The following is a 7506-nucleotide window of genomic DNA, read 5'->3' as shown; positions in this document are numbered from 1 at the left end:
GAGCGGTCGTCACCCGGGTGGCGAAAGGAACTTCGCGAGAGGGTTTCGACGCTGAGTGGCGCGAGATCGGCATTTCGACGGTGGAAGGTGATCTGATCAGCCGCAGCGAACTATTCGACGAGGCAGACTTGGACGCCGCGCTCGTCCGCTTTGAGGAGCTGCACCCGCAGGCACCACGGCTGGAAAACGCGGCTAGCCGCATGGACGAGCGCCTTCGGACATACCTCGCGGCACGGGAGTGGGCCGCGATGGCGAACCTGCTGACCGAGGAGACCTGCACAGACGATCGGCGGCGGATCGTGAATGTCGGGATCCGGCGTGGCCGCGACGTCACGATCGCGTACGGGCAGGCAATGGCAGACCTCGGTGTCAAGATCGTAACGTCAGACGTCGTTGCGATTCGGGGTGAACGCTTATTCCTCAGTCGGGCAAGATGGTTGGGGCCAGATCAGCGGCCGGAGGGTTTCCACACCGAGGTGCTTAACGTCGTTGAGATCGACCCGGAGCAGAGGATCGCGGCCCGGGTCATGTTCGACGCTGATGACATCGACGCCGCTTTCACGGAGCTCGACGCTCGATACCTCGCCGGCGAAGCTGCCGCTCACGCGCGCACGTGGTCGGTGATTGCGCGGGAATGCGCCGCGTTCAATCGGCACGAACTCACCGCGGTGGACTACGTTACCGTCGACCACAGGACGCTGCCCATAATCGAGGCTTATTCACAAGCAGCCCTGCGGGTTTGGGACCTCACGCCAGACTTCGGCATCCACAGCGAGGCGGTGCATCGGCTCAGCGATTTCGGAGCGGTCGCCACCTATCAGGCGAATGGGGCATCGCCAGAAGGCTTCGACGGCGAGTGGCGAATAACCTTACTTCTGACTGTCGAAGGCGACCGGATCGACCGCTGCGAGGTCTTCGACGAGTCAGACCTCGACGCCGCGGTCGCGCGCTTTGAAGAACTGCAACCCCATGCGCAACGGCTGGAGAATGCGGCCAGTCGAATGATCGAGCGCTTCCAAGAGTATTTCGCGGCGCGCAACTGGGCTGCAGTCGCAGAGAATTCGGCCCACGCAATATTCACGGATGATCGCCGTTCGGTTGTCAGTAGCGGGATTCTGCACGGAAGAGACATCGACGTCGCGAACATACGGGCGATCGCCGATCTTGGGGCGACTGATCTAACGTCAGTGGTCATTGCAACCCGAGGTGAGCGTCTTGTCCTCACCCGACTCCATCTGTCGGGCCGAGATCAGCGACCCGAGGCATTCCATAGTGAAATGCTCGGCATCGTCGAGATCGACGAAGACAACCGGGTCGCGGCGCGCTTCCTGTTCGACCTCAACGACATTGATGCTGCCTTCGAGGAGCTCGACGCCCGGTATCTCGCTGGCGAAGCAGCCGGCCACGCGCAGACGTGGTCGGCCATAGCGAACGCTACCGCCGGCTTCAACCGGCACGAGATGCCTTCGGTGACGCCGCACTGGGTCAATATCGACCACCGGCGTGTGACAGCTTTCACCCCCGGGGACCTGATGGAGTACATCCGTGCCACGTGGGAAGTCGCGCCGGACAGCAAAAACCGCATCGTGGCCATACATCGTTTGACCGACCTCGGAGCGGTGATCACTCAGGCGACACATGGGACCTCGCAAGAAGGCTTTGAGGCCGAATGGCGGGAGATAACGCTTCTGACGGTCGAAGGCGACTCGCTCAACCACGTTGAGATCTTCGATGAGGCAGACCTCGACGCCGCGCTCGCTCGCTTTGAGGAGCTGCAACCGCAGGCGCCGCGATTGGAGAACGCGGCAAGTCAAGTGGCCGAACGTTTTTGGAATTATTTCGCGAACCACGAGTGGGCTGCGATGGCTGAGATAATCGCCGATAACTGCTGCACACACGATCGCCGTCGGGTTGTCAGCGCCGATGTCTTGCGCGGCCGCGCTGCCCATGTCACGAACATGCAAGCAGTGGCCGAGGTCGGATTCGACGGCCTCACGTCTGCCGTATTAGCGAACCGCGAGCATCGTCTCGCACTCATTCGCATTCATTCCTCGGCGCGCGGCTCGGCACCAGGTGAGGTCACCGCTGAGATGCTCAGCGTCGTCGAGATTGACACCCACAACCGGCTTTCCGGCGCCGTCATCTTCGATTCCGACGACATCGACGCTGCATTCGAAGAACTCGATGCCCGCTACCTCGCCGGTGAGGCGGCCGACTACGCGCACACGTGGTCGGTTATCGCGCGGACCACCGACGCGTTCAACCGGCACGAACTTCCCGCCGCAGACGGGGTCAACATCGACAACCGGACGCTCGCCCCGGTCGACGCGAGTGATCTGCCTGCATTCCTACGCGACATTTGGGACCTCACGCCGGACTTCAGCACCCACATCGAGGCGGTGCATCGACTCAGCAGCTTCGGCGCGGTCGTCACCTATATCGCATACGGGACCTCGGTAGAAGGCTTCGCCGCCGAGTGGCGAGCGGTTGACCTTCTCGCTGTCGAAGGCGACCGAATCAGCCGCGTCGAGCTATTCGACGAGGCAGATCTGGACGCCGCGCTCGCCCGATTTGAGGAATTGCAGCCGCAGACGCCGCGGCTCGAAAACGCCGCTGGCCGAATAATAGAGCGATACTTCGCACACTTCGCGGCCCACGACTGGGCCGCCTTCGCGGAGCTACTGGCCGACGACATTGTCGGGGACGACCGCCGTCGTGTCGTGAACTCAGGTGTTCGACGCGGCCGAGATGAGCACATCGCGGACATGCGAGCCATCGTCGAGGTCAGCGCACCGACCTTCTCGTCGAGCATCATCGCGACCCGGGGGGAGCGCCTTGCCCTCGCTCATGTTCGTATCTTCAACCGCGGCACGACCAGCGAGGTCGGCGCCGAGGCGCTCGGCATCGGCGAGATCGACGCCGACGAACGAATCGTCGCGACCATCTCGTTCGACCTTGACGACACCGACGACGCCTTCGCGGAGCTCGAGGCTCGATACCTCGCGGGCGAAGCCTCCGACTACGCGCACACGTGGTCGGTGATCACGCATACCTACGCCGCATTCAACCGGCACGAACTCGCGGCGGCGGACTGGGTCACCATCGATCACCGGCGGCTCGTAGCGATCGATCCGAATGACATGGCCGCAACCATCCGCGCCGTTTGGGACCTCACGCCACAGGTCAGCATCCACGTCGAGGCGGTGCATCGGCTCAGCAGTTTCGGAGCCGTCGTCACCGATACGATGTGTGGGACCTCGCCAGAAGGCTTCGACGCCGAGTGGAGAATGGTCCAACTACTGACTGTCGAAGGCGACCGCATCAAACGATGCGAGGTATTTGACGAGGCAGACTTGGACACCGGGCTGGCAAGGTTCGACGAGCTCGAACAGCGGACAGCTTCGATCGAGAACGCCGCGACGCGAACCTGGGTGCGTGCAGCCCAGGCATTCAACTGCCGCGACATGGACGGTCTCCTTGCGCTCGCCAGCGCGCAAAGTCGTTATGAGGACCGGCGAAAGGGCTTGCGCGACATAGTCGAGGGTCCAGGACGGCGGAAGGCCCTTGACGCCATGTTCGAGGCGGCACCGCGCAGCTGGCGGATGGAGGTTGAGCCCATCGCCATCAGGGGGGCTCGCCTCTCGCTGACCCGCGCGCGCTATCGCGACATCGAGGATGCCGATCGACCGATCGCCGCTGAGCTCCTGCACGTCATGGAGCTCGGCGACAACGACTTGATGCAGGAGACCGTGATCTTCGATCCCGACAACATCAACGACGCATTCGCTGAACTCACGGCTCGATGGGTTGCATCGGGGGAGGTTGCTTATCCGGAGCTCCTCGAAGTGGTGGACCGGATCAACGCGACGATCAACCGTCATGACTGGGACGCGGTCGCAACACATTTCGTTGGTACTGAGTACGTCAATCACCGACAGCAGGGGCATGCGGTCGATGGCACGATCGACGACTTGCGGGTTGAGCTCTCCGAGATCTTGGCGCGTTGTGCCATAGGCATCGTGGGTCGGATGGCACTGAAGGGCACGTCGACCGATGGCGCCGCGACCGAGATTCCATTTGTCGTGCTCATCCTTCTCCGTGGTGAGCGTGTCACCCGTCTCGAAGCGTTCGACGAGGGTCAACGCGACGTGGCCGTCGCCCGGTTACAGGAACTCAACCAACCGGTCTGATCCATTGGCGGTCGGCCGACCGATCGTAGGCTGTGCCCCATGACCGAAGGCCGACTGTTGCTGGGCGCGACGCCGTTGGGCCAGCCGTCCGATGCCTCACCGCGGCTGATCGCCGCCCTGGCGTCGGCCGACGTGGTGGCCGCTGAGGACACCCGCCGGGTGCGGACGCTGGCGAAGGCGCTCGATGTTCGGATCGGCGGCAACATCGTCAGCTTTTTTGATCACGTCGAAGCGTCGCGGGTGCCCGAGCTGGTCGAGGCGATCAGCGCGGGCGCCACCGTGCTGGTGGTCAGCGACGCCGGAATGCCGCTGATCAACGATCCGGGCCACCGACTGGTGGCGGCGTGTGTGGAGGCGGGTCTGCCGGTGCAGTGCCTGCCCGGCCCGTCGGCGGGGACGACCGCGCTGGCGGTGTCGGGGTTGTCGTCGGAGAAGTTCTGCTTCGAGGGGTTCGCGCCGCGCAAGCAGGCGGCGCGCAAGAGTTGGCTGGCATCGTTGGCCGAGGAGAGGCGCACGACCGTGTTCTTCGAGTCGCCGCGCCGGCTGGCTGCCTGCTTGGGTGACGCGGTCGATCAGCTTGGCGGGGATCGCCGGGCCGCGGTATGCCGCGAGTTGACCAAGGTGCACGAGGAAGTGGTGCGCGGATCGCTGGCCGAGTTGGCCGCGTGGGCCGCCGACGGCGTGCTGGGTGAGATCACCGTCGTGTTGGCCGGTGCGGTGGTGCGTGCCGATCTGCCGACGTTGGTCGCGCAGGCAAGTGCACTGGTAGACGACGGGATGGGCGTCAAAGACGCCTGCGCGCAAGTGATTGCGGCTACACCGGGAGCGGCGTCACGGCGTGAGCTCTACGACGCGGTGCTGCGATCGCGCGGCTGATGTGACGCCCACTCCGAGGATCGGCGCCGCCTTGTGCAGGCATTCCTCCCATTCGGCGTCGACATCGGAATCGGCGGTGATCCCGCCGCCGGACCCCAGCACCGCGTTGCCCAGCGCGTCGAATTCCACCGTGCGGATCGCCACGTTCAGCTCGCAGCCCGCTACCGGTGACGCCAAACCGACTGTGCCGCAATAGACTCCACGGCGCGACCGCTCCCACAGTGAAATCAGTTGGCGCGCCCGGATTTTGGGCGTACCGGTGATCGAGGCCGGGGGGAAGGTGGCATCGAGCAACGTCGCCGTGGGCAGCTCGACGGGAACCTGCGCGGACACTGTTGACACCAGGTGCCACACCCCCGGCGCGGGCCGCACCACGAGCAACTCGGGTACCGTGACCGATCCGGTGACCGCGACCCGGCTTAGGTCGTTGCGCACCAGGTCAACGATCATGACGTTCTCGGCGACATCCTTGCTGGATTCGCGCAGCGCGGACGGGGGAGCGTAGAGCGGCAGCGTGCCTTTGATCGGGCTCGAGGTGACCAGATCGCCACGGCGACACAAGAACAGCTCCGGCGACAGCGATGCCACCGCTCCCCAAGGTCCGGCGATGTAGGCCGCCCGCGCGGGTGCGGTGCGGGCGACGCCGTCGATGAAGAAGTCCAACGGCTCGCCGGCGATCGTGCCGGCGAATTGTGTGCATACGCATGCCTGGTAGACCTCCCCGGCGCGGATCGCTTCCAGGCAGGCCAGTACGCCGTCGCGATGTGCCTGACGATCGGCGTCGTCCCAGTCGATCCGGTAGGCCCGCGCGGGTGCGGGTGTCGTGAGCGCTTCGGCCAGCCAGTCGGGTATCGGGGCGCCGGACAGGCTTTCGAACCACCACTGCCGATCGCGGTCGCAGCGCAGCACGCAGTCCGTCCAGCCGCCCGCGGCCTCCGGTATCCGGCCGGGCCGGCCGTCGGCGCCCGGATCGGGGTAAGAGAGGTAGCCGATCCAGCCGCCGCCGACCGTCGTGCTGTGCGACCCCGGTCGCACGTCGAATGCATCGGCTGCGTCGACGGGCTGCACCGACAGGCTCGGGGCGATCACGGCCGAGGCGCCGAACCACTCGCCGGTCAGTGCGGCCGGTGGCGGCAGGTCCAGCCGGTTCGTGGCGTCGCCGACGGCCCGCAGCACCTCATGGGGGCTGCCGAGATCGCCAAGCCGGTCGGTTCGCACGCCCCTAGCTTTGCAGAAATCTCAGCCGCGGCTGATTTTGCGTGCGGTGGTGACGGCCGCTAGCTTGTCGGGATTGCGCATCGCGTAGAAGTTGCTGATCTTGCCGTCGACGATCTCCACGGTGAAAACGCCCTCCAACTGGTCGCCCGCGTAGAGCAGCACCGCCGGCGCGGCGTTACAGATGACCATCTCGGCGCGCACATCGGGCAACTGCAATCCGCGGCCGATCAGCCCGACGACCGCTCTCGCGACCTTGTCGGCCCCGACCACCGGACGACGGGCCGCGCTGGCCTTGCCGCCGCTGTCGGCCGTCCACACCACGTCCGGGGCCAACATCGACATCACCGCCTGCACATCCCCGCCGGCCGCCGCGGCCATGAACTCCGTGGCGATCCGCACGTTCTGCTCCGCGTCGACCGGGGCGAAGCGCTTGCGTCGGGCCTGGACGTGTTCGCGGGCCCGATGCGCGACCTGCCGGACCGCCGTCGACGATTTGCCTACCGCGGAAGCGATTTCGTCGTAGTCGAAACCGAACACCTCGCGCAGCACGAACACCGCGCGCTCGTCGGGGCCCAGCGTCTCCAACAGCACCAGCATCGCCATTGAAACCGATTCGGCCAGAAGGACATCGGCCGATGGGTCCTGCTCGTCCAGCAGTAGTGGCTCGGGCAGCCACGGTCCGACGTAGTCCTCCCGGCGGCGGACACGCGCGCGCAGCGCGTTGAGCGCCTGGCGCGTGACCAACCGGGCCAGATACGACTTGGTGTCATGCACGGACGACAGGTCCACTTCGGCCCACCGCAGGTAGCTGTCCTGCAGGACATCGTCGGACTCGGTTGTCGAGCCGAGGATTTCGTAGGCGATGGTGAACAGCAGCGGTCGCAGCAGCACGAACCGTTCGGCGTGGTCGTCGGAGGCGGTCATGGCACCGTGACCGCCTCGAAGGCAAGCCGCTGCGCCCGCTTGCCGCCTTTGAGCCAGCGGTAGAAGCCGGGCCTGGCGCCCTCATGGCGAATGCCCCAGACCGTTCCTTTGCAGATCAATTCCTTGATCGACGCGGCGAACCGGCCGCCGATGAACAGGTTCAACGGGGTGTCGTCGAGACGGGCGAGCTGGACGGTGGCATACGAGCGACCGATGCTGATGCACTGCCCGGTGAAAGCCTGGTTGATTGCCGCGGCCGGTGTACCGGCGATCCGGCTGAGCACCGTATTGGCGGCCT

General features: G+C 65.4%; 4 protein-coding genes and 1 pseudogene. 2 read left to right on the top strand and 3 right to left on the bottom strand.

The annotated features are described in order from the left end of the window. Positions 1-17 precede the first annotated feature (17 nt). Both VN856_RS13890 and rsmI read left to right on the top strand, forming a co-directional pair. Positions 18-4190: a hypothetical protein gene (locus VN856_RS13890; protein WP_325689937.1), complete on the top strand. Its 4173-nt coding sequence runs from the start codon at positions 18-20 to the stop codon at positions 4188-4190. A gap of 39 nt (positions 4191-4229) precedes the next feature. Continuing rightward, complete coding sequence (gene rsmI / locus VN856_RS13885) at positions 4230-5066, top strand: 16S rRNA (cytidine(1402)-2'-O)-methyltransferase (protein ID WP_325689935.1); 837 nt, start codon at positions 4230-4232, stop codon at positions 5064-5066. Here the strand turns inward: rsmI and VN856_RS13880 are convergent. The 3 genes and pseudogenes from VN856_RS13880 to VN856_RS13870 all read right to left on the bottom strand — a co-directional run. Next, positions 5022-6284: an aminodeoxychorismate synthase component I gene (locus VN856_RS13880; protein ID WP_325689933.1), complete on the bottom strand. Its 1263-nt coding sequence runs from the start codon at positions 6282-6284 to the stop codon at positions 5022-5024. The genes rsmI and VN856_RS13880 overlap by 45 nt on opposite strands. A gap of 21 nt (positions 6285-6305) precedes the next feature. Continuing rightward, positions 6306-7208 carry an RNA polymerase sigma-70 factor gene (locus tag VN856_RS13875; protein ID WP_325689931.1) on the bottom strand — a complete coding sequence of 301 codons (903 nt, stop codon included), beginning with the start codon at positions 7206-7208 and terminating at the stop codon, positions 6306-6308. Further along, positions 7205-7506, bottom strand: a pseudogene (locus VN856_RS13870) (FAD-dependent oxidoreductase); the annotation flags it as partial. The pseudogene VN856_RS13870 and the gene VN856_RS13875, both read right to left, overlap by 4 nt.

This window comes from Mycobacterium sp. (genome assembly GCF_035603715.1).
Classification (GTDB): domain Bacteria; phylum Actinomycetota; class Actinomycetes; order Mycobacteriales; family Mycobacteriaceae; genus Mycobacterium.
The sequence above is the reverse complement of the archived record's forward strand: the minus strand, read 5'-3'. Positions and strand labels throughout refer to the sequence as shown.